The 26,296-nt window shown below is 66.6% G+C and carries 25 protein-coding genes and 3 pseudogenes; 11 read left to right on the plus strand and 17 right to left on the minus strand.

The window, feature by feature from the left end; all coding sequences use genetic code 11:
- The first annotated feature begins 357 nt into the window (after nt 1-357).
- From HMPREF2914_RS25665 to HMPREF2914_RS25700, 8 genes are all read left to right on the plus strand, one after another.
- A complete protein-coding gene (locus HMPREF2914_RS25665) occupies nt 358-687 on the plus strand; it encodes an ArsR/SmtB family transcription factor (protein WP_003116799.1) in 330 nt (109 codons plus the stop codon).
- Between the two features lie 13 nt (nt 688-700).
- A complete protein-coding gene (locus tag HMPREF2914_RS25670) occupies nt 701-1,171 on the plus strand; it encodes an ArsI/CadI family heavy metal resistance metalloenzyme (RefSeq protein ID WP_003107243.1) in 471 nt (156 codons plus the stop codon).
- A gap of 12 nt (nt 1,172-1,183) precedes the next feature.
- Nucleotides 1,184-1,681 (plus strand): arsenate reductase ArsC, encoded by a 498-nt coding sequence (locus tag HMPREF2914_RS25675; protein WP_003107241.1) that lies wholly within the window; start codon nt 1,184-1,186, stop codon nt 1,679-1,681.
- 10 nt (nt 1,682-1,691) lie between these two features.
- A complete protein-coding gene (gene arsB / locus HMPREF2914_RS25680) occupies nt 1,692-2,777 on the plus strand; it encodes an ACR3 family arsenite efflux transporter (RefSeq protein ID WP_003109696.1) in 1,086 nt (361 codons plus the stop codon).
- A gap of 14 nt (nt 2,778-2,791) precedes the next feature.
- Complete coding sequence (gene arsC / locus HMPREF2914_RS25685; protein ID WP_003107236.1) at nt 2,792-3,214, plus strand: arsenate reductase (glutaredoxin); 423 nt, start codon at nt 2,792-2,794, stop codon at nt 3,212-3,214.
- Nucleotides 3,215-3,312: 98 nt separating this feature from the next.
- Nucleotides 3,313-3,615 (plus strand): PadR family transcriptional regulator, encoded by a 303-nt coding sequence (locus HMPREF2914_RS25690; protein WP_003107234.1) that lies wholly within the window; start codon nt 3,313-3,315, stop codon nt 3,613-3,615.
- Nucleotides 3,612-4,841 carry a chromate efflux transporter gene (gene chrA, locus HMPREF2914_RS25695; protein WP_003107233.1) on the plus strand — a complete coding sequence of 410 codons (1,230 nt, stop codon included), beginning with the start codon at nt 3,612-3,614 and terminating at the stop codon, nt 4,839-4,841. The genes HMPREF2914_RS25690 and chrA overlap by 4 nt, the downstream gene beginning before the upstream one ends.
- A 5-nt stretch (nt 4,842-4,846) precedes the next feature.
- Nucleotides 4,847-5,377 (plus strand): GNAT family N-acetyltransferase, encoded by a 531-nt coding sequence (locus HMPREF2914_RS25700; RefSeq protein ID WP_003107230.1) that lies wholly within the window; start codon nt 4,847-4,849, stop codon nt 5,375-5,377.
- A gap of 207 nt (nt 5,378-5,584) precedes the next feature.
- Here the strand turns inward: HMPREF2914_RS25700 and HMPREF2914_RS25705 are convergent.
- The 4 genes and pseudogenes from HMPREF2914_RS25705 to mobH all read right to left on the minus strand — a co-directional run.
- A pseudogene (locus tag HMPREF2914_RS25705) lies at nt 5,585-7,051 on the minus strand (chromosome partitioning protein ParB); the annotation flags it as partial.
- 243 nt (nt 7,052-7,294) lie between these two features.
- Nucleotides 7,295-7,776, minus strand: a pseudogene (locus HMPREF2914_RS25710) (efflux RND transporter permease subunit); the annotation flags it as partial.
- A gap of 92 nt (nt 7,777-7,868) precedes the next feature.
- Nucleotides 7,869-9,065 (minus strand): annotated as a pseudogene (locus HMPREF2914_RS25715) (efflux RND transporter periplasmic adaptor subunit).
- Between the two features lie 293 nt (nt 9,066-9,358).
- Nucleotides 9,359-11,206: a MobH family relaxase gene (gene mobH / locus HMPREF2914_RS25720; protein ID WP_070702872.1), complete on the minus strand. Its 1,848-nt coding sequence runs from the start codon at nt 11,204-11,206 to the stop codon at nt 9,359-9,361.
- Nucleotides 11,207-11,521: 315 nt separating this feature from the next.
- Between mobH and HMPREF2914_RS25725 the strand changes: the two genes are divergently transcribed.
- From HMPREF2914_RS25725 to HMPREF2914_RS25735, 3 genes are all read left to right on the plus strand, one after another.
- On the plus strand, nt 11,522-12,148 hold the full coding sequence (locus tag HMPREF2914_RS25725; RefSeq protein ID WP_003109769.1) for a hypothetical protein: 627 nt from the start codon (nt 11,522-11,524) through the stop codon (nt 12,146-12,148).
- A gap of 12 nt (nt 12,149-12,160) precedes the next feature.
- Nucleotides 12,161-12,793 carry an RES family NAD+ phosphorylase gene (locus HMPREF2914_RS25730; protein ID WP_003090219.1) on the plus strand — a complete coding sequence of 211 codons (633 nt, stop codon included), beginning with the start codon at nt 12,161-12,163 and terminating at the stop codon, nt 12,791-12,793.
- Between the two features lie 84 nt (nt 12,794-12,877).
- The gene (locus HMPREF2914_RS25735; protein WP_003090216.1) at nt 12,878-13,243 is read left to right on the plus strand and encodes a DUF3742 family protein; all 366 of its coding nucleotides are present in this window, start codon (nt 12,878-12,880) and stop codon (nt 13,241-13,243) included.
- Nucleotides 13,244-13,254: 11 nt separating this feature from the next.
- Here HMPREF2914_RS25735 and HMPREF2914_RS25740 read toward each other — a convergent pair whose 3' ends face one another.
- The 13 genes from HMPREF2914_RS25740 to HMPREF2914_RS25800 form a co-directional block, all read right to left on the minus strand.
- On the minus strand, nt 13,255-14,775 hold the full coding sequence (locus tag HMPREF2914_RS25740) for a conjugal transfer protein TraG N-terminal domain-containing protein (protein WP_023980162.1): 1,521 nt from the start codon (nt 14,773-14,775) through the stop codon (nt 13,255-13,257).
- A gap of 13 nt (nt 14,776-14,788) precedes the next feature.
- Nucleotides 14,789-15,148, minus strand: coding sequence for a hypothetical protein (locus tag HMPREF2914_RS25745; protein ID WP_003090212.1), 360 nt, complete (start codon nt 15,146-15,148; stop codon nt 14,789-14,791).
- Nucleotides 15,145-16,539: an integrating conjugative element protein gene (locus HMPREF2914_RS25750; RefSeq protein WP_003109770.1), complete on the minus strand. Its 1,395-nt coding sequence runs from the start codon at nt 16,537-16,539 to the stop codon at nt 15,145-15,147. Before HMPREF2914_RS25750 ends, HMPREF2914_RS25745 begins: the two co-directional genes overlap by 4 nt.
- 9 nt (nt 16,540-16,548) lie before the next feature.
- Nucleotides 16,549-17,499, minus strand: a complete 951-nt coding sequence (locus HMPREF2914_RS25755; RefSeq protein WP_003090208.1) for a TIGR03756 family integrating conjugative element protein — start codon at nt 17,497-17,499, stop codon at nt 16,549-16,551.
- Nucleotides 17,496-17,942 carry a TIGR03757 family integrating conjugative element protein gene (locus HMPREF2914_RS25760; RefSeq protein WP_003109772.1) on the minus strand — a complete coding sequence of 149 codons (447 nt, stop codon included), beginning with the start codon at nt 17,940-17,942 and terminating at the stop codon, nt 17,496-17,498. Before HMPREF2914_RS25760 ends, HMPREF2914_RS25755 begins: the two co-directional genes overlap by 4 nt.
- Nucleotides 17,943-18,106: 164 nt before the next feature.
- Nucleotides 18,107-18,601 (minus strand): JAB domain-containing protein, encoded by a 495-nt coding sequence (locus tag HMPREF2914_RS25765; protein WP_003090203.1) that lies wholly within the window; start codon nt 18,599-18,601, stop codon nt 18,107-18,109.
- Nucleotides 18,602-18,776: 175 nt separating this feature from the next.
- Nucleotides 18,777-19,544 carry a DsbA family protein gene (locus HMPREF2914_RS25770; protein WP_003090202.1) on the minus strand — a complete coding sequence of 256 codons (768 nt, stop codon included), beginning with the start codon at nt 19,542-19,544 and terminating at the stop codon, nt 18,777-18,779.
- A gap of 24 nt (nt 19,545-19,568) precedes the next feature.
- Nucleotides 19,569-22,460 carry a conjugative transfer ATPase gene (locus HMPREF2914_RS25775; protein WP_003105079.1) on the minus strand — a complete coding sequence of 964 codons (2,892 nt, stop codon included), beginning with the start codon at nt 22,458-22,460 and terminating at the stop codon, nt 19,569-19,571.
- On the minus strand, nt 22,460-22,909 hold the full coding sequence (locus HMPREF2914_RS25780) for a TIGR03751 family conjugal transfer lipoprotein (RefSeq protein WP_003109775.1): 450 nt from the start codon (nt 22,907-22,909) through the stop codon (nt 22,460-22,462). The genes HMPREF2914_RS25775 and HMPREF2914_RS25780 overlap by 1 nt, the downstream gene beginning before the upstream one ends.
- A complete protein-coding gene (locus tag HMPREF2914_RS25785; protein ID WP_031691871.1) occupies nt 22,890-24,308 on the minus strand; it encodes a TIGR03752 family integrating conjugative element protein in 1,419 nt (472 codons plus the stop codon). Before HMPREF2914_RS25785 ends, HMPREF2914_RS25780 begins: the two co-directional genes overlap by 20 nt.
- Entirely contained in the window at nt 24,298-25,209 is a 912-nt protein-coding gene (locus HMPREF2914_RS25790) for a TIGR03749 family integrating conjugative element protein (protein WP_003105643.1), read from the minus strand. The genes HMPREF2914_RS25785 and HMPREF2914_RS25790 overlap by 11 nt, the downstream gene beginning before the upstream one ends.
- Nucleotides 25,206-25,898: a PFL_4703 family integrating conjugative element protein gene (locus tag HMPREF2914_RS25795; RefSeq protein ID WP_003105641.1), complete on the minus strand. Its 693-nt coding sequence runs from the start codon at nt 25,896-25,898 to the stop codon at nt 25,206-25,208. The genes HMPREF2914_RS25790 and HMPREF2914_RS25795 overlap by 4 nt, the downstream gene beginning before the upstream one ends.
- The gene (locus HMPREF2914_RS25800; protein ID WP_003105639.1) at nt 25,895-26,293 is read right to left on the minus strand and encodes a TIGR03750 family conjugal transfer protein; all 399 of its coding nucleotides are present in this window, start codon (nt 26,291-26,293) and stop codon (nt 25,895-25,897) included. Before HMPREF2914_RS25800 ends, HMPREF2914_RS25795 begins: the two co-directional genes overlap by 4 nt.
- Nucleotides 26,294-26,296: the final 3 nt, after the last annotated feature.

Below are 26,296 nucleotides of genomic sequence, written 5' to 3' on the forward strand. Positions count from 1 at the left end.
GTGGCGTGGAAGCTCCATAGCGATGCCGGGCGGGTTGTCCCTGAACCGCGTTGAGGACGGCACGCACCTGCACAACCTGCCGCAGCAAGCGCCAGCGTGTTCGCCAGCGTCCCGTCCATCGCGGCGGGGCGCTGGCCGGGCCGATCCGGCGCAGCCGGTTCGGCGGCATCGAGGGGCGCCAAGCATCGCGCGGCGGGGATAGCCCGCAGGGCTTTCCCCTGGAGGCAAGCGAAGCGCGCAGCGCCGCAGGCGCGAAGGCGTGAGCAACTGTCTTGAAAGTCAAGCCTCGCAAGCGCGCAGGCTCCATTCAATTGAAGCGTTTTGCCAATGATTCAATAAATGCTGTATTATCGAATCATGAACGAGACCCAAGCCATTTCCGCCCTCGGCGCCCTGGCCCATACCCAGCGGCTGCGCGTGTTCCGCGCCCTGGTGGTCGCCGGCCCCGAAGGGCTGACACCCAGCGTCCTCGCCGACCAGCTCGACGTGGCCCGCAACTCCCTGTCCTTCCACCTGAAAGAACTGGCCCATGCCGGCCTGGTCACCATCGAGCAGCAGGGCCGCAACCTGATCTACCGCGCCGACTTCACCCAGATGAATGGGCTGCTCGGCTATCTGACCGAGCACTGCTGCCAGGGCGGCGCGTGCGAGGTCACCGAATCCTCCTCTGCCTGTACTTCCTGCTGAAAGGATCACCCCCATGAAGCGCTTTCACGTCCACCTGCACGTCGATGACCTGAACCGCAGCATCGGCTTCTATTCCCAACTGTTCGCCGCGCAGCCCGCGCGCGTCGAAGGCGACTACGCCAAATGGATGCTCGAAGACCCGCCGGTCAACTTCGCCATCTCCACACGTGGCAACAAGCCGGGCATCGACCACCTGGGTATCCAGACCGACGATGCCGAGGAATTGGCGGTGCTGAAGGCCCGCGCCGAGGCGGCCGACATGACGCTGCTGGACGAGGGCACCACGACCTGCTGCTACGCGCGCAGCGAGAAGCACTGGATCACCGATCCGCAGGGCGTGGCCTGGGAGCACTTCCACACGCTGGGCAACATTCCGGTCTTTAACGAAGCGGCGCCTGCAGCGACTTCCGCCGCAGCGTGCTGTACCCCGGTGCGCGGCAAGCCGGTGGGCGTTGCGGTGAAGCCGGCTTCCTCCTGCTGCTGATGTGAGATACCCATGACCACCGACAAGACCTACAACGCCCTGTTCATCTGCACGGGTAACTCGGCCCGCTCCATCCTGGCCGAAGGCATCCTCAATGAATTGGGCCAGGGGCGCTTTCGCGCCTACTCGGCGGGCAGCCACCCCAAGGGCGAAGTCCACCCACTGGCGCTCGCCACGCTGGAGCGGCTGCACATGCCGACCGCCGGCTACCGCAGCAAGAACTGGGACGAGTTCGCGGCGCCCGGTGCGCCGGAGCTGGATTTCATCTTCACGGTCTGCGACAACGCCGCCGGCGAGGTCTGCCCCGTGTGGCCGGGGCGCCCGATGTCGGCGCATTGGGGTGTGCCTGATCCTGCAGCCGTTGAAGGCACCGACGAGCAGAAGCGCAAGGCGTTCACGGATGCGGCGCTGACGCTGCGCCGACGCATCGAATTGTTCCTGTCGCTGCCGATTCAGCGCCTGGATGCCATGTCGCTGCAGCACGAGCTGCGCAGCATTGGTACGAAGTGAGGTTGGCGCGATGAGTGTTGGAACCCAAACGGCCGGCCGCGTGCCGGCCGCCCCCACCATGAGCGTCTTCGAGCGCTACCTGAGCGTGTGGGTGCTGCTGTGCATCGTCGCCGGTATCGCGCTCGGCCAGTTCGCGCCGGGCGTGTTCCAGGCCATCGGCCGCACGGAAGTGGCTCAGGTCAACCTGCCCGTGGGCCTGCTGATCTGGGTGATGATCATTCCCATGCTGCTCAAGGTGGACTTCGGCGCTCTCGGCCAGGTCAAGCAGCACTGGCGCGGCATCGGCGTGACGCTGTTCATCAACTGGGCCGTCAAACCATTCTCGATGGCGTTGCTGGCGTGGATCTTCATCCGCCAGGTCTTCGCGCAGTGGCTCCCCGCCGACCAGCTCGACAGCTATGTCGCGGGCCTGATCTTGCTGGCCGCCGCACCTTGCACAGCCATGGTGTTCGTCTGGAGCCGGCTGACCGGGGGCGATCCTGTGTTCACGCTGTCGCAGGTCGCGCTGAACGACACCATCATGGTGTTCGCCTTCGCGCCCATCGTCGGCCTGCTGCTGGGCCTATCGTCCATCACGGTGCCGTGGGCCACGCTGCTGGTATCGGTCGGCCTGTACATCGTGATTCCCGTCATCCTGGCCCAGTTCTGGCGCCGCGCCCTGCTGAGCAAGGGCCAAGCCGCCTTCGACCGGGCGCTGGAGCGCATCGGGCCGCTGTCCATCGCGGCGCTGCTGCTCACGCTGGTGCTGCTGTTCGCCTTCCAGGGCGAGGCCATCATCCGCCAGCCACTGGTCATCGCCATGCTGGCCGTTCCGATCCTGATCCAGGTGTTCTTCAACTCCGGCCTGGCCTACTGGCTCAACCGCAAGGCGGGCGAGCAGCACAGCATCGCTTGTCCTTCGGCGCTGATCGGCGCCAGCAACTTCTTCGAGCTTGCCGTAGCCGCCGCCATCAGCCTGTTCGGCTTCCAGTCCGGCGCCGCGCTGGCCACCGTGGTCGGCGTGCTGATCGAGGTGCCAGTCATGCTACTGGTCGTTCGGATCGTCAACCAAAGCAAGGGCTGGTATGAGTGCGGCCCGAACCCTGCCCGCGGATAACCAAGACACGACTCATGAGCAACATCACCATTTACCACAACCCCACCTGCGGCACGTCGCGCAACGTGCTGGCTCTGATCCGCAACAGCGGCGAAGAGCCGAACGTTATCGAATACCTGAAGACACCGCCTGACCGCGAAACGCTGCAACGCCTGATCACGGACATGGGCGCGCCAATGCGCGCCGTGCTGCGTGAGAAGGGTACGCCCTATGCGGAATTGGGCCTCGATGACCCGAAGTGGGGTGACGAGCAGTTGATTGGCTTCATGCTCCAGCACCCCATCCTCATCAACCGGCCCATCGTGGTGACCCCGCTGGGCACGCGCCTGTGCCGGCCTTCGGAGGCCGTGCTGGACATCCTGCCGCAGCCGCAGCGCGGCGCGTTCCGCAAGGAAGACGGCGAAGCCGTGGTGGATGCGGAGGGTCGCAGGGTCTGAGACCTCCCGCACAAGCGGCAGGCAATCTGAAGTGAGGCTGGTATTATCGAATTTCGTTATCGATATTCGATATGAAAGAGAAACCTACTCCACGTGCCATGGAGCACCACGACCTGCTGTCGGGGCTGATCCGCCTGCATGTGCTGCACCACGCAGCCGAGCAGGAGATCTACGGGCAATGGATGATCGACGAGCTGGCCCACCACGGCTACCGCCTCTCCCCCGGAACGCTGTACCCGATGCTGCACAAGATGGAGCGCGACGGCTACCTCGTCTCCCGCCAGGAGCGTGAAGGGCGCACCGTGCGCAAGCTCTACACGATCACGCCCAAGGGCAAGGAAGGCTTGGCGCTGGCCAAGGACCGCATCCGGGAGTTCACCGGGGAGGCGATGCACAAATGACAGATTCCACCAACACCTTGCAGCATGAGGCCGCTGCCGCGCGCGGCTCACCCGTCGAAGTCTTCGGCGCCTTCCTCAAGCTGGGGCTGACCTCCTTCGGCGGGCCGATCGCGCATCTGGGCTATTTCCGCTCGGAGTTCGTCGAGCGTCGCCGCTGGCTGGATGACCGCAGCTACTCCGATCTGGTCGCCCTGTGCCAGTTCCTGCCGGGGCCGGCCAGCAGCCAGGTCGGTATGGCGCTGGGGTTGGGCCGCGCGGGCTGGCTGGGGCTGCTGGCGGCCTGGGCCGGATTCACCTTGCCATCGGCGATTGCGCTGATCCTGTTCGCCTTTGGCATCGCCGAGTACCAGGGGCTGGCCCAGTCCGGCTGGGTGCACGGGCTCAAGGTCGTCGCCGTGGCCATCGTGGCGCAAGCGGTCTGGGGGATGGCCAAGTCGTTGTGCCCGGACCGGCCGCGCGCCGCGCTGGCCATTCTGGCGGCGCTGCTGACCATGGTCCTGCCCTCGGCCGCGGGACAGCTTGCCGCCATCGCGGTGGCAGGGCTGCTGGGCTGGTGGACATTGAAGATCGCGCAACCCGGCGGCGGCCACGCCCACAGCTACCCCGTCTCGCGCAAGCTGGGCATCGTGGCGCTGCTGCTGTTTGCCGCACCGCTCGTCGGGCTGCCCCTGTGGGCGGCAGCCACGGACTCGTCCACGATAGCCCTGCTGGAAGGGGTGTACCGCTCCGGTGCACTGGTCTTCGGCGGTGGACACGTTGTGCTGCCGCTGCTGCAGGCCTCGGTGGTGCCCAGCGGCGTCGTGAGCAATGCCGACTTCCTGGCCGGCTACGGTGCGGCGCAGGCCGTGCCGGGGCCGCTGTTCACTTTCTCGGCCTACCTCGGCGCGGTCGCCCACGGACCGCTGCATGGCTGGATCGGCGGGCTGGCACTCCTGGGCACGATCTTCCTCCCCGCTTTTTTCATGCTGGTCGGTGCACTGCCGTTCTGGGAAGGGCTGCGCCACCGCGCGGGCATCCAGACGGCCATGGCCGGCATCAACGCCGGCGTGGTCGGTATTCTGGTGTCCGCCCTCTATGACCCGGTATGGACGAGTGCCATCCACAGCAAGGCGGATTTTGGGCTGGCGCTGCTCTCGTTCGGACTGCTGACGGTGGGGCGCGTGCCGCCGGCGCTCGTGGTGCTGTTAGCCGGGCTGGTGGGCTGGGTCATGGCGATGGGCGTCTGAATCTCATGTGGCACACCCTGACCATCCAGCTCCGACACGAAACCGCCGACGACATTGCCGCCATCGAAGCGGTCACGACCGCCGCCTTCGCTGATGCACCACACACCAGCCACACCGAGCAATTCATCGTGCGCGCCTTGCGTGCCGCCAACGAACTGACGCTTTCCATCGTGGCCGAAGAACATGGGCGCGTCGTCGGTCACGTCGCGCTGTCGCCAGTAACGATCACCCATGAGCACAGGCGAAAGACCGAGGGCTGGTATGGGTTGGGGCCGATCTCCGTCCTGCCGCCAAGGCAGGGGCGAGGCATCGGTTCGCGCCTGATGGAACAGGCGCTGTCTGAACTGCGGGCTATGCAGGCCGCAGGCTGCGTGCTGCTGGGAGATCCAACGTACTACACGCGCTTTGGCTTCCAGGCCCATGCGGGCTTGCAACTGCCGGGCGTGCCGCCCGGCTATTTCATGGCGCTGGCCCTGCATGGGACAGTGCCGGAAGGCATCGCGCACTACAGCGATGCCTTCAACGCCGCCGCCTGAGCCAGCGCGAAGGCGGCGGCGTTTTAATTCGGCTATTGGCCTTGAACACCGGGCGCGGCCACTGTCGCACCCGGATTTCGCGTCCACCGCGCCCAGGGCGGAACGGCCTGGGCGCGGTGCTGATCGCGGTTATTCCTTCGTCTCGATGCGCCACCACACAAAGCGAAGCGCCCCGGTCGAGGCCGGGGCGCTTGCCTTCGGCGCGGGTCAAGCGGCCAGTGCCTCGGCGGGTTCATCCGCCATTGCCTCGGTATCCTCCGGGGCGTCCTGCTCCGGGCCTTCTTCCTGCGCGGCCTCCTGCGGGCCTTCGGCCTTGAAGATGGCGGGCATCCAGCCGGTGCCATCGGCCAGCCGCTCGGCCTCGCTGGCAATGTCGGCCTTCTTGAGCTTCGCCAGCCGGGTGACGAATTCCGGTGCAAACGCGCCCACGGCATCCAGAATCACGGCCTTGGAAACGTGCTTGAAGTAGCCTTCTGCGGTCGGCTTCCACCATGCGGCCATGTCGAGGCCCACGGCCTGCGCCAGTTCTGCGCCGGGCTGGTGCGGCGTGGCACGGGGCGTCACCACGTCCACCGTGGAAGCCACGCACACGGCCAGCAGCCGCACCAGTTCGTCTTGCGACTTCGCCAGCAGCGCGGCGAACAGTTCGGCGCTGTCCTCCGGCAAGGCTTCCCCGGCTACCTGTTGCAGTTCGCGCAGCGCCACAGCGGCGGGCGACTCCGGCCAGTCCGGGGCCATGCCTTCCAGCCGGTCTTGCACTTTCAGGCTCACGCCCAGCGGCAGGTCGTGGCCGTGGTAGCTGTCCTGCAAAACCTTCTGCACCATGCCATGCACCAGCGCGGCCAGCGCGACGTGCGGATGCCGGGCCACTTCGATTTGCAGCGCCGCCGTGCGGTGGGCGCTCAACCGCTGCGCCAGCTGGTCGGACAGGCTCGCGGCCTTGGGCGGGTCGTCGGCGTCCTCGTGCTCCTCGTTGGCGGCTTCGCCTTCGGTGCTGCCGAAGCCGCGCCGCAGCTTTTCCAGCGTGCGCAGCGCCTTGGCCTCGGCTTCGCGCAGCAGGCCGCGATGAATAACAGCCTCGCCGTTGCGGTCGATGGTGACGATGGCACCGGCCACCTCGCGCACTTCGGGGGCGTAGCCTTGCAAGGCATTCTCCGCGTCTTGCAGTTCTCCGACCACCTGATCGCGCCGCTGTTCCAGCTTCTCGGCCTTGGCCTCGTCCTCGGCGTCGCAGGCTTCTTCCAGTTCGGCGTCGATCTTTTCGAGGCGGGTTTCCAGCGAGGCGATGCGGCGGGCCTCGCGGGTGGTTGGCTCGCGGCGGTGGCGCGGGGCGTTCTGGAACGCCTGCCGTTCCTCGTAGGCCAGATGCGGCACGGCCTCCACCCATGCCCAGCCCTCGGCGCGCACGTCCTCGGCCAGCGTTGCCAGCTTGTCGCGCACGAGCGTTTCCAGCACTGCGGTATCGGTGAGGTAGGTTCCGGCATCGCCTTCCGCGAACAGGTCGCGGCGGATGCCGCCGCCTGCCTGCCGGTAGGCGTCCAGCCCGACGAAGCGCACCAGCGCGTGCGCGGCGTCGATTTCGCGCTCGGTCAGGCGCTCGCGCAGCTTGGATGGGCTGCGCTGCCATTCCGGCGCACCATAGAACGTGGCTTCCTGCGCGGCGTGGTCGTCGGCGAAGGGACACAGCAAGACCGCCCCCTCACGCCACCCACGCACGCCGGTTTTCGGCAAGCGGAGCGCGCAGGCACGGATCAGCGAGCCGGGCCGGAGGCGCCAGCGATGGAAGCCCGACAGGGGCGAGACTCGCGCAGCGAGGCTCAATGCGCAGCACGACAGCGCGACGGCGGCACGCCGGGACGCCCGACTGCTTGGGACAGGACTACTCGTTGTCGGTCTTGCGCGGCTCGATGTGCAACTGTCCTTGACGTGCAGCCGGGCGTAGTTGCGAAGGTACAGCGTGTCGTACTGCTTATCGGGCGATGTCAGGTGCACCACCATCAGGAAGGCGGGGGACTGCTTTTGGACGGTGATGCCCTGGCGCACCACATCGCGGGCAGCCGGGCCTGAGCCTGGGCGACGCGGTTTTGTACCCGCACCGTCGCGTCATCGGCGTTGATGCCAGAACGGAAGGTGACCGTGGTCACCAGCACGCCGTCGGAGCCGGCGACAGACTTGATGTACATCATGCCTTCGACGCCGTTGATCTGCTCCTCCAGGGGTGTCGCCACGGTCTCGGCAATCACCTTGGGGTTGGCGCCCGGATACACGGCGCGCACCACGACCTTGGGATATTCGCTGATCGGCAGCGCCGGGATCGCGAGCAGGCCCGAGACGAAGATGACGATCGACAGCACAGCCGCGAAGATCGGCCTGTCCATGAAGAACTTGGAGAGGTCCATGGGCTAATACCTTGAAAGGAGTCCAGGGGGAAGCGCGCCGCGCCGCTCGTTGTGTGATACGTCCGATCGGTGGCGCGCTCCGGCGTGGTGCTTCATTTGGTGGCGGACGCGGGCGCCGCAGCAGCCACCATGGGCACCGCCGTGGCCTGCACAGGCATGCCCGGCAAGAACACCTTCTGCGCGCCGTTGACGATCACGCGGTCGCCCGCCGCCAGCCCCCCTCGCACGATGCGCAGCCAATGGGAACTGCCACCCAGTTTCACATCACGTCGCTGCGCCAGTCCATCCTTGTCTACGATGTAGACGTAGTTACGGTCGTGGTCGGTCAGCACCGCCTTGTCGTCGATCAACACGGCCGAGAATTCGCCGCTGCCGACCAGTCGCACGCGGGTATAGAGGCCCGGCGTGAAAACGCGATCCTTGTTGTCCAGCACCGCGCGCACGGCGATCGTGCCGCTGCCCCGGTCCACCTGGTTGTCGAGGAAGTCCACCGTGCCGGTGTGAGAGAAGTCCGCCTTGTCCGCCAGGGCGATCTGGACCGGCAGCTGGCCGCCTCGCTCGCTGGGGCGCTCTCCCTTGCGCGCCATGCGCGAGTAGCGCAGGAACGCCTTCTCATCGGCCTCAAAGTAGGTATAGACCCTGTCCTGGAACACGATGGTGGTTAGCACACTGGCTGCATCGCTGGCGGCCACCAGGTTGCCTGCGGTAAAGCGGGCACGGCTGGCGCGCCCGTTGATGGGCGAGCGCACTTGGGTCCTCTCCAGGTTCAACTGCGCCGTCTCCACCGCAGCCTGCGCGGCCTGCACCTCAGCCTGCGCGGACTCGTCAGCGGCGCGGCGCTGCTCCCAGGCCTCGGTGGAGACAGCCTGCTGCTCGACCAGCACCTTGGCACGTTGCGCCTCGCTTCTGCTGCGGCCGGCTTCGCTGCGCGCCCGGGTCAATTGCGCCTGGGCCCGGGCCAGTTCCGCGCGGTAGCTTCGGGCATCGATCATGAAGAGCACATCGCCCTTCTTGACCTCGTCTCCTTCGCGATAGGCGACCCGCTCGACGTAGCCAGACACCCGTGGGCGCAGCTCGACGCTCTCGATGGCTTCGATGCGTCCGTTGTATTCGTCCCATTACGTGATGGGCTTGATCTCGACCTGCGCGACGCTGACTTGCGGCGGCGGTGGATGGCCTCCGGCGCCAGCTCCGGCGTTCTCTTTACAACCTGCGAGCGCCATCGCGCTGAGGGAGATCAGTATCCAAAGCAGGCGCACGCCGCGAGGGTCGGAGCTGGAAGTCGTCATCTGAACAGGTTCCGTGGTCAGGTCGTAAAGCGAATGAAGCGAGCGCGATCGCGCTGCACGCTGTCCCCTGACGCTGCTTTCTTGGCAGCGCAAGACCATGAGCGACAGATGCGGCAGAGATCGAATCCCGTTGGTTGTCGGCTTCTCGTCTCGTCGCAGAACGCGCGCGCAAACCGACCTCGGCGGCATTACAAAGCCTCAAAACTTGAGGTCAAGCGATATCGACGTTCTGATTCGCGCCGTTGCGGATTGGTCCGCCGCGTCGCATTTTTGGACGGCTCTTGAGCCGCCGGTTACGCGAGAAGTGACAAGTAAGGATTGTTCGGTGGTGGCTCTGCGAACAGGAGCCGAACATCGTGCAATAGATAGCCATACAGGCGGCGGGACTTCCTGGGGCCTGTGACATCGCACGTCCAGATGTTCAGGCCCCTGGGCTTTTTGCGATGCAGTTGCAGGCGCTCGAAGCGCTTTTGTACCCATTGCCAATCCTGCTGGTTCTCCTGCTTGGCGAGAGTCCCGACCTGGGGGTGTTCTTGTGCGTAGCGTTGGAATACCCCGGGGCTGACCAGGTAGGCCGTGTCGCCCACCGTATGCACGAGCGCCTTCGCGTCGTTGATGACCAGCCGGCGGGTAGCGATACCTTGTTTCAGCCACGCCATGAAGTGCTCGCCCGATGGCTGCGCCGACGAGGACGTGGGCACCGGCGCTGATGACGGCACGGGCACCATCGAGGTTGGCGGTGGCGTTTGAGGGCCAGCGGCGGGTGCGTCGCCCGAGACGGCTTCCGCATCCTGTTGGGGAACAAGCAAATCGCCGATTCCTACCATCGCCAGCAGGTCCTCCATGACATCGGGTGCGGCTTGTGCGGCAGGCAAGTGAACCGGAGTCGCGGCGTCGACGCCCTCCCATGGAAGGGACTCTTGATCGTCGGTGGCTGGCTTTGCCGTCATTGCCGGCGAGGGCACCAAGGCATCGGCATTGTTGGGTGCCGGTGTCCCGTCGATTGCCACTGCCCCTGCGAAGGGCGCTGGCCGCTCTCCAGACTCCCTAATCAGCGCGGGAGCGAGACGCAGCAGGGTGAATGAGTGGGACCAGCCAGTCGTGCTGGTCACGGTCGCGCGCCAGACCGCCTTGCCGTCCGGCGTCGGTTGCAACATGCCGTGATCCTGCAGCACGTTGAAGACGGCGGTGTTGCTCGCGGGGATGCCGTCGACGCCTAGTGACAGCAGGTGCGCACGCAGCTTGTCCGAGACCGTCTTGCTTACCAGCCACAAGGCATCCTCGGTGATCCAGCCATCGGAGGCTTCCGGCTGGTTCAGCTTCAACTGTTCCTTGAGCAGGTAGCGCAGCCCGTCGAGCAACTTGCGCTGCAGCGCATGCTTGTGTGCAGCCATGGCGCGGGCCGGATCGCCGCCCAGTTCCTGGGCCACCGAAGCCCGGTCGGCCTGCACGACAAGTTCGCCCAGCACGCCGGCGCGCTCGTACTGGCCGGCCAGGACGTAGAGCAGCGGTCCCCACAGGTCGGGATAGCCACTGAGCCAGTCCAGGGCATCACGGTCGAGCAGTTGACGGTAGAGTAAACCTGTCGCGGCGCTGTGGAGCCGATATTCCCGATCGTCGCGGTAGCGGAAGCGGTATGGCTGGTGCAGCGGGCCGTGCCAGGGGTGCCACAGCGAGCCGTCGGACAGTTCGACGTGCAGATCGACGGCGATCTTGCCGATGTCGTGCAGCAGCGCGGCATAAGCGACTGCGGCAGTCCAGGCTTCAGACTGCGCCGCCTGGTCTTCGGGACTGCCGCCAATGGGCAGCAGATGGGACTGCCGCAGCTTGAGCGCATAGGCGACGATCTCCAACCCGTGATCCAGCATGCCGCCGGGGTAAGCGTGGTGATGGCTTTCCGATGCGGGGAATTGTTGGACCAACTCGGCGTAGTGCTCCAGCGGCGTGCGGTATAGGGTGGCGAACTGCCGCCGCGACAGCGACGTGCGCTGCCAGATGTGTTCCAGCAGCTTCTGCCGGCGCGGTGTTGCCAGCAGCGATGCGGCCGATTCGGGCCGCAGCAACCCTTTCGGGAGGTCGGTGGCGGGCGCTGGCGACGGGGCAGCGACCGGGGGCCGTTTTCGCTGGAACAGGGAGAGCATGCGGGTGTCCTCTGGGGGGCCGGCCGGGAGGCCTTTTCGCCTTTTCGAGGTAGGGCCTTTCCCCTTGCACCCCATTCCCTTGCCGTTTCGGCCCTTTGGCCTTTAACCGTTTCGGTATAGCCGGGCCTGGGTTGCGTCTCCAGCGTCAATGTGGAACCCGCACGAATGGATTGGACGGAGACCTGGCGCTGGCCCCTGCCTATGCTGCGGGGACGCTACCCCCGGCAGGTAGGCTCTCGCTCAGGCGACTAAGTTGACAAATGCGACAAGGGCGACTAGAGTGAATCCTGTCTCAAACCTGCTTGGGAGATGACCATGCCCACCGCCATTGAATTCATTGCCGATCGTCTGCCGCGCGTCACCGTGGAGGACGTGCGCCGTTTCGCGGATACCGTTGAAATCCGGGATGCGCCGGCTTTCGCGGCCGAGTTGCAGGCGTTCATTCACGAGCGCGTGGAGGCGGTAAAACTGCCAGCCAACCTCGAAGGCGAAACGGTGGAGCAGGCCCTGGCGCGCAAGGCGGCCGCGCTGCGCACCGAAACGCGCTGGACCCCGACTGAAACCGACGTCCAGCGAGGCCGCGCCGTGTTGCTGGAATCCTTCAACCAGCCGCACAACCTGCCGATCCCCGAGTACGCCAAGCTGGCGGACAAGTCGCGCCAGCAGATCTACAAGGACATCCTCGCGCGCCGGCTGCTGGCGCTGAATGTGGGGCCGCGCGGCCAGAAGCTGCCCGACTGGCAGCTCGACCCGGTGAAGCAGCAGTTGACCCAAACCGTGCTTCAAGAGGTCGAGGGCATCGACCACTGGACGATCTACCGCGCACTATCCGAACCGCTCGAAGGCTTGGGCGGACGCTCGCCGGTGGATGCGGTGACGCATGGCACAATCGATGACGTGGCCGAAGCGGTGTTCAACGTGCTGGGCGTCCAGGTGCATTGAGGCAAGACCGCCATGAGCCGCGAACTGCCCTTGTTCTTGATCGATGCGGGTGAACTGCTCCAGCATGTGAGCCGCGTCGTCTATCGGGGCAGCCCGCTGTACTATGGCCGCAGCGGCACCAATCGCTACGACGACCCGGCGCGGACCTACGGCGTGCTCTACCTGGGCCGCGACCTGTCCACGGCGCTGATGGAGTCGGTGTTTCACAAGCACCAGTGGCTGGCGGACGAGAAGCGCTCGATTGCGCTGAAGGAAGTCGAGAGCCGGCTCGTGCGGGCCGTGGGGGTCCTGGACGACGTGCGCTTGGCCGATCTCACGGCCGAGGGTGTCATGGCGGGTTACTTCGGCCTGAACCTGGAACAGTTGGCCAGCCGCGACTACACGCACACGCAGCAGGTGTCCGCCCAGGTGCATGCGATGCTCGGCGATGATGGCCAGCCGCTGTTCGACGGGGTGCTCTATCCGTCGCGCAACAACTATCCCGCCAAGAGCATCGCCCTGTTCGAGCGTGCGGCAGCAAGAGTCGGCGTTGTCGATGACATCGACCTGGTGGACCATGTGGACTGGCCGCGCTTCGTTGCCACGTATCGCGTCGGCGTGGAGCCTGATCCCGGGCCGGTGGAACCGGATGACGAAGCGTCCTGAAGCGGCAAGAGAGCACATTGAAGCCCCAAACAGAATGAAATGGACCAAACTGGAATAGGCATCCCTCTGTAGCAGGAGACGACCATGAACACCACGACCCGCATCAGCACCGCAGAACGCCTCGGCCGCACCTTTGGCCGCGGATGGCGCGCCTACGCGCGCGGCGAACGTCGGGCGTCGAACTGGTTGGTGTCCAAGGGGGTGCCGGCGGCCGTTGCCACCGCGCTCGTGTGGGTGGTCAAGCTGTCTGTGGTGGGATTGCTGCTCTACGTTGCTTTTTGGTTCGCACTCGTGTTGTTGGGCGTCGTGGCGGCGGCGTGGGCTGCTGCTGCCAATACCTCTGACGAGGACGAGTGGCCTTTCACCGATCTCACAGAACTGCGCAAGACACCGGGCTACGATCCCAATCTGTACAACGATACGTCGCACGAGTTGTACACCGACGACTGACGGACTCCGGGCTACTTCAGCTTGCCTCCCGTGAGTGCCCCAGCCCCCTTGCCCCCGGCTTGGCCGGCGGTCTTGCTGCCGTCCGACAACCCCTGAATGGCATGTCCCGCCCGAATTCCAACCCAGGTCAGGCTTGCCAGCCAGAATCCTGGCAGCACCAGGAACATCGTGCCCGCGACGAACATCAAGAGCATGTCGCCGAACGCATTGTTCAGCCCCACCAGCGGGTCGAAGTTCGTGTGTGGCCGGTTCCAGCCAAAGCCCCAGCCATAGAGCGCATCGAGGATAGTGCTGTCGATCCAGCGAGCGAGCTGGAACCAGAAATCCACGAAGAACAGCGCGAATTGCACGACGCTGACCGTGACGACCGTCTTCAGGTCATAGGTGCCCACGACCAGCACGAGCGGGATGCAGATGACCAGCGCCATCTTGAGCAAGGCGAGGACCATGGGTAGAGACTGTCTCACGACGTCCATGGCGGGAAACGCGGCAATCGCGCCGACGGCCATCCCAACGTCTCCCGTGGCCCGTGTCACGATGTTCGGCAAGGTCTTGTCGATCTGGCCTCCGTAGTCCGTATAGACGCTGCCCTGGTTCAACTTCTGCTGCCGCGGTGACGCGATGGCTCGGATCACCGAGTCGTCCACCTCGGCCCGGCTCAGGAACCCGGCCCAGCCCGCCAGGCGACTCAACAGGCTCGGGTCCACCTGACCCAGCAGGCGTGCCCGCAGGCCGTTACTTCCATCGCTCCACCACTGGCGGCAGGTCGGGTAGCCGCCACCGCTGGCCACCTGCGCAAGCCCTGCGTCGCGGGTGCTGTCATAGGGCCAGTCCTCGCGTGGGGTGCTGGAACGGTATGTGTCGTAGTAGCCGTTCGTGTCGGTGAAGAACCGCGATCCGATCCAGGTCACGTCGTGCATCTGCTGCTCATCGAGCTGAGGGCGCTGCATGAACAATTTGGCCCGTGCAGGCCCATAGCAATCCCGCGAGAAATCCGCTACTTCCTGAGCCAGCACCGGGTCATCGATGCGCGTAGCGTCGATCTCCATGCGCATCTGCCGCAGGTCCGTGCCGCACGGGATCGCTGCCACCGAAGCGCCCGTGACGGCGCGCGAGAGCGCGTGCATGAACGCCCACCACACCGGCACCTTCGCCGACTGGTTGTTGATGGTGCTGAAGGACTGCGACCAGCCGGTATCCCCGGGCTGCGCCACGCTGACCTGGCACTGGGCCGAGCGCGAGCTGTCGTACTGGATGGTGTTCAGGTCCACGTCGATGAACGGAATGCCGGCGAACATCACCACCACGATGGCGACGAAGACCCGGTTCTCGATGCGGGCGGCGCTCAGCACGCCTTTGTTGCCCTCGTCGGCGCCTTCCGCACGGGCCTTCAACCACTCCTGCACGATGATGGCGACGAAAGGCAGCGCGAATACCCCGCTGGATACGAGGACCGCCCAGATGCCGTTGTTGACGATCCAGGACACGAGGGTTAGGTAGTACTCCAGGTAGTCGGTCGTGAAAAGCGTCATGGCCTCGATCCCCTCAAGCGGCCTGCATCAACAGGCTGGCTTCCAGCGCCACGATGGCAACAATGCCGGCGACCTCAGCGCGAATCAGCCGGCGTCGGGCCAGCGTGCTGTCCTCGCGCGCCAGCAGCCGCCGCCGCATCCAGACCCAGCCGCAGGCCGTCGCCCCGTACAGGAACAACCGCCACACGAAGAAGTAGCCCGATGCGGCCGCGAGCCACCGCTCCCAGCCGGCCACGCTGCCAACGAGATAGATGCCGGCGATGTTGGCGCCCACCGCAGCGGCGACGATCACGGCCGCCCACAGCAGTGCTTTCGCCGCACGCCGGCTGATGAGCCAGCGCAAGGGGCGCCAGGCCATGCGCTCCGCGCTCATGGCCGGCCTCCCGGATTGCCCTTCTGCAACTGGTCGAGGCGGTCGGGCACCGGATCGCCCTCATAGATGCCGCGCGAGCCTGCCGCGCGCGTGCCATGGCGCTGGATGATGGCCATCGGCGAGTTGTTCGCCAGCTCGCGCCGCAGTTCAAGTTCGGTCTTGAGGTTGCGGATCTCCCGGTCGAGCGTGTCGCTCTCGTGGTTCACGGCCTCGACTGCCAACTCGTTGGCTGCCACGTTGGGCTCTTTCTTGCCGGTGAGCAGCGTGCGCTGGAGCAGCAGTGCCTTCTCCAGCACCGACGAAAGCGCCACCTCGGACGCGAGGCGCCGCGCCAGCAGGTCCTGGTCCGGCTCGTCGCGCAGCGCCTCGATGACGCCGCGCGTGATCGGCAGCGACGTGCTGCCGGCCTCGCGCAAGTTCTCGAAGGTGGTGTTGCGCACGCCGGAAACCAGTTCCTGCAAGACTTCCAGCTTGGCTTCGTACTCCTCCTGGATCAGCGGCGTCAGCCCGACGCCGGGCACCGTCTCGGTCTTGGTGCAGGAATCGCACGTGCGCTGCACCTGTTCCCCGAGGACCCGGGTGGCCCATTCGGTCGCCTGCTGCGGCGACGTCCAGGTCTGGCAGGACAGGCTCGCGCAACTGGTGGACGCGATGGAGGATGTGTCCGTCACGCCGCGCCCGTTGACCAGGTTGTAGCCCGCGCGGGTGACGTCGCCGACCACGCGGATGGCGGACTGGCCTGCGCCACCGGCATTGCTGCCGCCCACCCAGGGAAGGCCGTCGTTGCCGCGGCGCGTCTCGGCCTGCTCGACGGCCGACACGGCATCGTTGCTGCCAACCGCGTCACGCAAGGCCATGCCTTCGGCCATCTGGCTCCAGCCAAGCTGGCCACCCGCAGTCTCGGCCATCTTCTCCGCCATGGCGCGGCACGTCAGCTTGGAGCGGTCGAAGTCCAGCCGCGCCTGCAGCACGCCGTTGGTCAGCAGGTTGTACAGGCCCGGATCGGCGCGCTGAATGATCAGCGCCGGCAGCGATGCAACCGCGCTGGTCGCGCTCTGGATCACGTTGCTCATGATCTGCTGAAAGCCGTTCGTGATGCCGTTGAGCTGATTGCGCAGCGTGGTCTGGATGCTCATGTCGCCGCAGATCAGGTTGCTGTTCCACCCCACGCCGACCCCGATGGAGCGCATGCCGGCCGCGCGGCCCATGGACACCGCACTGCCACCGCCGATCGAGTACATGACGTCATCGCCGAGGACGGGGCCGCTGTTCTGGTATCCGACCTGCGCCCACGCCAGGCCGCAGACCAGAGCGAGCGGGCCGGCCAGCGCCTTCGGGCGCAGCAGGCGGCACGCCTTGGCGGAAAGGTTCATCGATTCAGGACGCTTCATCGTGGCACCTCAGAGGAAATCGACGCTGCCCAGGAACACCTGCCCGCGGCGTTCGCAGCACGCATAGGGACGCCACAGCGCCCAGGCGTAGTCGCCTTGTTGGGCCTGGGTCAGCGTGCCGCTGTGCGGGAACACCACGCAGGTGTTGGACAGGCGCGGCGTCAGCTCCTGCCACTTGCCCGTAGAGGCATCACCCTCCATCAGCGCGCCGGCCGGCCAGTAGCCGTCGCGGGCGTTGGCAAGCAGCGGCTGGTACACGTGGATCTGCCCGCGGCGCGTGACGACATCACCGGCGCGCTGGGCCACGACGGCCCCGGATTTGTAGTCATCGGTCTGATGCAGGAAGCCGCCGCGCGGATAGACATTGCCCCAGAGGTTCATCGTGGTGCGCGCACCGACCTCGCGCATGCCCGGAATCAACGCCTCCGGGTAGGCCATTTCAGGCACGTTGTAGCGCCAAGCCAGCGTGTCCAGGGTGCTGAGTAGATACGGCATGAAGGCCGTGCCCGCGCCTTGGCAGAAATAGCCCGACGACGATGCGAACTGGTTGAATACCTCGCCGCCAGGATGGCCGATGACATCGCTGTTCTTGAATTTGGCGAGGTTGTTTTCGTGGTCTTCGTTCGTGGTCCCATCCCCACCTGCCTGTGCGGATGGGTTGGGCGTGCTCATCGCCTGCACCTCGACCCAGGGGTTCTCTCCGGTGTTGCTGTAGCTGGAGACGACCGCATCGGGCACGTAGTGCCGGACCTTGGTGGATGTGCGCACCGTGCAGCCCGTCCAGGTGCAGTAGAGCCAGTAGCAGATGCCCACCACCCGGTACTCCAGGCAGTCCGGCGACATGACGGAGGACACGATGGTGGCGGTGTTCAAGGCGTAGCTGCCCGTGGCGCTGATCAGCAGCAGCGAGGCCACGGCGACGCGCAGGCGGCGCAGCAGGTCGAATGGGCGATGGGTCACGGCTGCGTCCTCCGGTGTTGCTCGATGCGCGCGACGGCCCGGGCCACGTCCGGCTCGCCATAGACCACAAAGCGTTGATCCACCACGACGGCCGGGATGGTCGTGACACCCAAACTCCATGCGTCGGTGACGCCCTGGTAGGCGGTGCCGATGCGGCGCTGAAGATCGGTGCCGCCTTGCTTCAGGCGTTGCCGGACGATGGCTGCTGCCCGCTCAGGGTCGGCTGGAAGATTCGCGGAAAGCTCGGCCTCGATCCGGGGCGTTTCGCCCAACTCGATCAGTCGCTCGCCGCCCATGGTCTTGACCGGGTGGCGGCTGTCGGTGACGACCACCACGTCGGCGGCGAAGGTGGCCGGGCTGAACACCGCCAGAGACGTCGGCAGCGCCACGGCCAGGCCAAGGGTTCGCCAGCCTGGTGCGAACCGGGTAAAAGCTGCTGGCATGTCATGTGCCCCGGAAGTTGATCAGGGCCATAGTCAAACGCCGAACCCCAGGCGGCCCCAACAAACAATGCGCATCGCGGCCACCCCGCATACCTGCTTGCGTCGCCGCAAAGAAAAAAGCGGAGGCCGAAGCCTCCGCGCTGATCAACGAAGCAGTGCAACCCTTACAGCAGGCCGGACTCCGCAAAGGAGAACGGGGCACCCTGGCCGACGATGATGTGGTCCAGTACCCGCACATCGATGAGCGCCAGCGCGGCCTGCAGTTGCTGGGTCAGCATGCGATCCGCGCTCGACGGCTCGGAAATGCCCGAGGGGTGCTGGTGCGCGAAGACCACCGCGGCGGCCTTCAACTCCAGCACACGCTGCACGACGACACGCGGATAGACCGAAGTCGAGTTGATCGTGCCCCTGAACAACGGCTCGTAGGCCAGCACCTGGTGCATGCTGTCCAGGAACACCGCGGCGAATATCTCATTGGGCTCGGCGACCAGCTTCACGCGCAGGTAGTCGCGCACGGCCGTGGGGTCGAGGAGTTTCGCACCCGCTTTGAAAACCCGCTTCTCCAGCAGTGCAATGGCTTGCTGGATGATCCAGTCCTCGTGTTGGGCAGCGATGGCGGAAAGCGACTCCAGGCAGGAGTCATTGACGACGAAAGACATGGCGAACCTCCAGACGGTGAGATCGGAGGGCGCGCGCCCTGGGAGGGCAAGCCCTCCTGGGGAACGAACAAGGTGCATCCATCACCGCGGCAGCGGTGATCGTTCGCGGCCAGGATGCGAGGCGAACGGGTTTCGGTCAGCGCAGTGGACTGCGCCGTAGCCTTGAAGACCGGGGCTACCTGGGCATGTCGCCGACGACGTCGGCAGGCATTTCCGATGTAGTAGGTGTGGCGGCGGGATCGCCGGCCGCGAGCATGTCCATGGCCGACAGCAAGGCATCGCCCTCGATCGGACCCTGCAGTAGGATCGCCTTGCCGGTTTCGCGATCGTGCAGCCGCAGCGACGGCGTGGCGGTCACGCCGCTGCTCGTGGCTTCCGCCGTCTGGGTGCGGATCGGCGCCTCGGGCCGTTCGCTCGCCAGACACTGCTCGATGGCTGGCGTAAGGTCGGGGTACCGCAGGTCCTCGGGCAAGCCCTGGCCGTCGCTGCGCGTGTGGGCATAGACCCACTCGACAGCCTGCCAGAAGGCGGCATGGCCGCCAGATTCGCCGGCGCACTCCGCCAGGCTCGCTTCGGCAGACGCGGCCGGCTCATGCGCGGCCAACGGGAGGTGGTGCCATTGCAAGGCCACGTCCGCGTTGCCGGCCACCCAACGCTTGAGCACTGGGAAATAGGATCGGCAGAACGGGCATTCGAGGTCCGCGTAGAGCGTCAGCGTGAAACGCCCTTCCGGATTTCCCATCTGCCACGGAGGCCCGGCCACCTGCGTCACGCTGACCGGCGTTGAAGTCTGGGGAGTGGACTTGCCAGAATAGCGGGACACGAGCCAGATCAGCAGCAGCGCTACCAGCACGGCGGCCAACACCCAGGGCCAGCTGAGCCTCCAGCGCCGACGGCGGAACGCCTGTACCTGCATCGGAATGGATGGGCGTTTCTGTTCCATGGCGTTCTCCGGTGTACGGCAGATTCAGGGCAGGTCCAGGGTCGGCGACTCGATGCCACGTGCCCGGTCGATCTTCTCAGCCACCTTGAAGGCGGCATCCAGCTCGCTGACGCCGTGCTGCTGCATGAGCTGGTAGCGTTCTGCCTTCTCCTCGGGCTCGGTTTGCGCGAGCGCGAGGTAGAGACTTGGCGGCACGGCGCGGAACAGCACTTCCATGCTCTTGGAGAGGATGACGCCCTCGGTGAACTTGCCCGCTTCCTTGCGTGCGGAGAGCATCAGCGCCTTCTGCGCCGGCGAGAGTTCGCGGAACCTGGCGATCTTCTCCACTTCGTCCGGCGGCATCGACAGGCACACCCACCACTCGATCATGTTGAGCATGGGCTCTGCGGCGCGCGGCAGATCGTCGATGTTTTGCGTCGCCAGCCAGAACCAGGCGCCCAACTTGCGCCACATTTTTGTAATTTTCACGACATAGGGCGCGAGCAGCGGGTTCTTGGTGATGATGTGACCTTCGTCGGTCACGTTGACGATCGGCCGGCCCAGGTACTGGTCGCGCTCGGCGATGTTGTTCACCGTGCTGATCAGGCTGATGTAGGCGATGGAGAGCTGCGCGTTGTAGCCCTCGCGGGCATAGGTCGCCAGATCGACCAGCGTGATGTCGGCCTCGGGCCACGGCGTGCCGTCACGGTCGAACATCTCGCCGTCCGTGCCTTGGCAGAACATGTCCATCGCGTCCGCCATCTCCAGCAGCCGCACGCGCCGCATCTCGGGCAGCGTCGGGTCCTGGCCACGGGCGCGCAGCGCGTTGCGCACGTCGCGCGTGAGCACGGTGCGCTTTTCGGCCACGCAATGTTCGGCGGCGTCGAGGATGCACTGGCGGATCAGCGAGCGGTCGGCCCGCGTCATCCGCGCTTCTTCCTTGTCTTCGCCGCCCGTGATCATCAGCCGCGCTGTGATCTCCAGTTCGCCCAGCACGTCGCGCTGCTCGTCCGCTTCCATGGCCGAGGCATCGGGGGGCAGGTCTTCGTCCAGCGCGTCGGCATCGAGCGTCTGTACGTCGCTGGGCGTTTCGATCAGCCGGCGTGCGTCGGCGAACGGCGCCAGGCTGATGCCCGATCCGGGGGCCAGCTTGACCCGGTTCACGGTCAGGCCCAGGCGCCTGGCGAAGTCGCTGAACAGGCCGAAGCTGTTGCCGGCTTCCACGATGAAAAGCCGCGGCCGGTAGATGGCCGTCACCTGGTTCAGCAGGTTGTTGAGCGTGGCGGACTTCCCCGAGCCGGTGGGGCCAAATAGAAACAGATGGGCATTCATCTGCCGATCCAACCTGTTCAAGGGGTCGAACGTAATCGGGCCGCCGCCGCGATTGAACATCGTGATGCCGGGATGCCCCGTGCCCTGGGCGCGGCCCCATACTGGCGACAGGTTCGCCGCGTGCTGGGCGAACATCAGTTGCGTGTACCACCGGCGCCGGTCCTTGCCGGGGTTGTAGCAGCACGGCAGCCAGCGCAGGTAGCTGTTGAGCGGCGCCACCTCGTCGTCCTCGCGCACCGGCTGCAGGCCGGCGTTGAGCATCACGTTCGCGAGGTCCAGGCCGCGCCGATCCAGTTCCGCCTCGTCGCGCCCGCGTAGGTAGAACGCCAGAGTGCCCCGGTAGAGCTTGTGCGCGCTGCCGATCAGGGAGCGGGCTTCATGCACGTCCTTGAGCGTCTGCTCCGACGCCAGCGTCTCGCCCACAGCTTTCTTCGCCAGATGGTTGAGGTCCGATTCGAGGACGTCCTGCGGCGTGGCCACCATGGTGAGACACATCAAGGTGTCCTCGGGCATCTGGTCGAACAGCGTGTTGATCGCGTCCCCCTTGCGGGTCTCGCCGGTCAGGTGCCCGGTGCCGGGCGGCATGCGCAGCCGGTCGGTGATCAGCACGCGGTGCGGCATGCCGTCGAAGTACCAGGCCCCTTGCGCCACGTCCGAGCGCGGCTGCCCAAAGAACAGCCGCTGGCTGAAATCCCGCCCGCTCGCCAGCTCGATCTCGCCGGCCTCGCTTTCCTCGGTACTGTCCGGATAGCGCGCCAACGCGTAGAAGCGCTCCCGGTCCTCCACCCCAGGCCCGAGCAGCGTGGGGCGCGGGTTGAACCACCGCAGCAGCCAGTCGTGGACGTCGGCCGCGACCATGCGCCGGGCCTGGATGCCGGCGTTCGCCAGGCCGCCGCACAGGCGGTCGCAGACGATGCCCAGCATCTGCTCGGGTGTCTGGCCGCGGCGGTTTGCCTGTCCCTGTCCGCTCGCGCGGCGGTACACCACCATGCGCACGCGCCGCGTCTGGCCGCGCCAGCGCAGCCGCGTGACCACCGTGTCCTCGAACAGGCCGCCGGGCTTGGCCACAGCGCGCAGGTGGTGGCCGAAGAAGCGCAGGTAGAACTCGGTGAACGCCGAGCCGCGCGCACGTGGCTGCACGTAATCGCGCAAGGTCTGCATGTACTGGTCGAAGCTCGGTTCGTCCTGGGCATAGAGCTGGAGCACCCACGGGTTCTCGTCCAGTTCATCGAAGCTGTCCTGAAGCGCGTTTTCCAGGGCGTCGCGGGCATGCGCGAGCCAGCCGGGTTCCCGGCCTTCGGTGCCCAGCGGCACCAGCTCGTAGAAGGCGGCCACCGATTGGCCGTCCTCCAGGAGCATCGATTTCGACTCGGGCAAGAACTCCACCCAGGGCAGCAGTTCCACGAAGGACGGTGCGACGTCGTACAGCGCCTGCTCGTCGGCCACGGTCGCCGGCTTGCGGCCCTGGACCGCGGCGCCGGGTTCGGGGATGCCGGCTTGCTGCAAGGCCTCGACGTGGCGCTGCCAGCCGTCCGGCTGCTCGTCGGCGGCGGTGTCTTCGGCGCTGACGGCAGCCAGCTTCGGCCATGGAAGTTTCCACCGCATCAGTAGTCCTCCGTCCTCTCGCCAGGCATCGCGTACTGCACGCGCTGGTACAAGGGGAAAACCGTCGTGTAGCCCGGCACGGGAACGGGGTCGGTGCCGGCCAGGTGCGGGTACACGTACATCACGAGATCGGGATTGGGCAGACGCTGGAACTGGCGGTGAACCTCATTGCGCGCGGTGCGCGTGTAGCGCATCTGCTCGACAGGTGCGGCCTGCACGTCGGCGTCGGTCAGGGGCCGACGCAGGCTCTGGCGCGCATCGAGCAACTGGCGGCCGGCGTTCCGTCCGGCTGCGCCACCGCCGTCGCCGGCCTCCTGCTGCCAGATGTCCATCATCGTGCGGTCACCGTGGGTCAACAGCTTTTCCTTGCTGGTGGCGCAGCCGGCGAGCACCGCGACGGCGAGGGCCAGTGCTAGGCCACGGGCCAGGTTAGTCAAGTTCAAGGGCATGGCTTTCTCCTGCGCGGTGATCGACCTTGCGGCCTTCGGGATCGAAGTCGATGGCGAACGGCTTTTCGAGGTGGACGGCAACCTTGGCGCCGGGTTGGACATAGACGGCGGCGAAGGCTTGGCCGTAGAGCTTGTTGACCCAGGCCGACATGTCCCGGACACCGCCCGCGAGAATCTGGCCGACCGCTTCTTGGCCGGTGATGCCCACGGTGCCGATGGAGCCGTCCGAGCCGACATAGGACATGCGGCCGCTGCCACTCTCGATGAGCGAGGCCACACCGGCACCGGCCGCGGTGATTAGGGCCTGCGAGCCGAGGTATTGCTGGGCGTTGCTGCGCCGCTCGCCGCTGACGCAAGGAATGCCGTGGGGATCGCTGATCCAGCCCAAGCCGTCGCGCTGTTGGTTGTTCTGCTGGTTGCCCTCGCGGTCTTCGGGGATCGTGCGAATCGTGCCGTCGTTGAAGACGAACGTGATGCTGCGCACCTGACCTCGCACGCACGAGAGCGTCCAGTCGCCCGAGGCGGTGCCGCTGAACACGGCGCCGGCCACGTCGGGAATGTCGATGCCATTGGCGGTCAGGTTGTCCGGCCCGACCAGAACTTTGAACGGATAGGGATCGTTGACCGTGCCGTCGATCGGCACGCGGCCGATCAGGGCCGTCATCGCCACCGATCCCATTAGCGTCGAGTTGGTCGGCACGGTATAGACCGGCTTGGCATTCTTGACCCCGGCGGCGCGGGCGCCCGCGTTGGCCACGGTTTCAGCGGTGGTTTCGAGCGTGCTCTGCGCCGGGCCGAAGCTCGTGGGGAAGCTCATGCCGCCGCTCGCGCCACGCCCCCCGTTGCGCCCCTCGGCGGGCTTTGCGTCGTCCGGCTCGACCCACCGCACGCCGCCCTCCATGCCGGCCTCGTCGCCGCCCTGCAGCCCCAGGCCCACGGGCAGGTCCGCATGGCCGCCGCCGCGCCCGCCGATGCTGTCCAGGCGCCGCTGCAGGTCGGCGAGCAGCCCTTCGGTCTGCTGGCGCGCGCTGGCCGCCTGCTCTTGGTCGCGGCGCAGGTTGGACCGCTCGGATTCGAGCGCCGAGTTGATGCGCTGGTCGATGGAGTTCTCGCGCTGGCGCAGCCGCTGGTTCTCTTCACGCTGCGACTTGTTGTCCGAGAGCGCGGTCTGAAGCTCGGTGCGCAACTGCTTCACTTGGGCAACGAGCGTCGCCACGGTGTCGCGCGGGGTGTCGCCTTCGATGCCCAGCGCCTTCATTTCCTCGGGCGTGAGCTGGGCGCCGTTGTCCGCCGCGGGTGGCGCCGTGCCGCCTCCACCCGAGAACAGCCGGATACCGGCGAACAGCACCAGGATGGCGACAGGGATCATCAGCCACTTGAGCAGGCCGTTACTGCGCATGGCGGGCCTCCTTGGCGTTCTCGTCGCCGTCCGGCTGCGGCAGATGCACGGCAGGGTCGAAGCGGTGAATCGCCGGCAGCAGCGACTGCGCGAGGCCGCGGCCGCGCGTGACCAGGTACAGCACGGTCGTGTCCTCGGTCGTGCCGCGCGGGCCCAGCGCCTCGTGCTGGAAGGTGGCGGTGAGGAAATCGCCTTGCAGCACGCGCGGGTCGAGCGCGACCCAGTCGGCGCCGGTGTTGGTGAGGCGCACGGCAGTCACCCATTGGTCTTCCAGGCGCCACGACGCGAGCACGGCCGCGCGCACCGGCAGCGTTGGCATCAGTGTGTCCAGGTCGAGGTCGCGGGGAAGGTTGACCCGCATGACGCCCGGAAGCGGCTCGACGGTGCGCAGCGGTGCGTAGAGGTTCTGCGCGGCGAAGCGCGTCAGCACGACAGGGACCGGAGTTTCGCGCCGCGCGGTCCGCGCACCTGCCTGGCCCTGGGCGCGTGCCGGGGCCTCGGCACTGTCGGCCTGCTCGCCATAGCGTCCCGGTGCGCTGTCACCCTCGACGATGCGCACCGGCTCCAGCTCGGCTTCCCCGTCCTTGGGCGGTTCGGCTGCGATGTCCAGCAGGATCAGCGCGCCCGTGTCGGCGTCCTGCAGTTGCAACCGCGTGGGCTCGATCGGCTCGCTGGCACGCAGGTACACCGCGCCGCCCGCACTCTGCACGCGCAGGCGTTTGCCCACGCCTGCGGGCACGCCCACGCGCACGTTCCGGTCGATGAATACGATGCGTTCCTGACCGACCTTCAGCGGCACTGCCAGTGGCATGCGTTCCCAACGCAGGATCTCCACCGCCTGGGCGACGGGTGCCGCGGCCACGGCCAGTAGCCCCAGCAGCGCGAGTACAGGATGCTTCATGGGGTGTTTCCTCCTTGAGGCGCTTGCGGATTCAGGTCACTCGGCGCCGGGCGCGCCGGCTCCGGTGCACTGATGCGCTGGGGCGCGCCTTCGTAGCAGTCCAGCGCCAGGCCGAACGGGTTGCGGGCGGGATCGACGTCCACCCGCGTGACCTTGATCGGATAGCGCACCAGGGCGCGTTTGACCTGCTCGGCGCCGTAGTACTCGTCCGCCGTGATGTCCAGCGTCACCACCCAGTCGCGATCGGATACGGTGCGCACGCGCGCCGTGGGGTCGTCGCCATAGCCGCGGCCGGGAATCTCGTAGATGCCGCGCACGCGCTGACGCAGCTCGCCCGTGGAGCGGCGGTAGTCATAGTCCGCCCGCAGGAAGGCCTGGCAGGACGGGGTGAGGTACGGCGAGAGCGTATGGAGGTTGCGCGAGTAGTCTTCTTCGCCATTGGTCGGCCAGCGGTTCAGCGTCTGGAACACGTAGAACGTGAACGCATAGACCGATTCGGGCGGCACTTCCCACCACTTGCGGGTACTGCCAGAGCGCAGGTCGGGCGGGACGTGGATGGTCAGGTCGCGCGGCGCGCTCCACCAGCCGCCGCCCATGACCAGGGCGACAATGACCAGCGCGCCCGCGCCCAGGCGCAAGGTCTTGATGTGCGCCTGCAGGTGGGCGATCTCGTTCTTGAAGCGGCTCATCGCATGCTCCTGCGGGTGGACCAGAAGCCCGAGCGCGAGATCAGCACGTGGCCGCCCACCCAGCCGGCCATCAGCGGATGGCGCGTTGCGATGCGCCACTGCAACTGTCGATACAGCCAGGTGTCGGGGCGCCCACGCTTGAGGCGGCGCAGGATGCCGCCGCCGATGAACACGCCCAAGGCCACGCCCAGGACAACGAACGTCGGTGCGATGGCGATCGTGCGGAACACCCACGAAAGCGGCGCGCCGACCAGCAGGCCGGCCGCGCCGGACAGGCCGCAGCAGATCCACAGCTCGTCGGCGGTGAGGCCGCGCACGACCACGGGATGGCGGTTGAGCCGGTGCGGAAGGAACGTGACCGTCCCGTCCGCACGGACGTGCTGCTGCTCGGACATACC

Source organism: Pseudomonas sp. HMSC067G02, from assembly GCF_001813485.1.
In the GTDB taxonomy this organism is placed as follows: Bacteria; Pseudomonadota; Gammaproteobacteria; order Pseudomonadales; family Pseudomonadaceae; genus Pseudomonas; species Pseudomonas aeruginosa.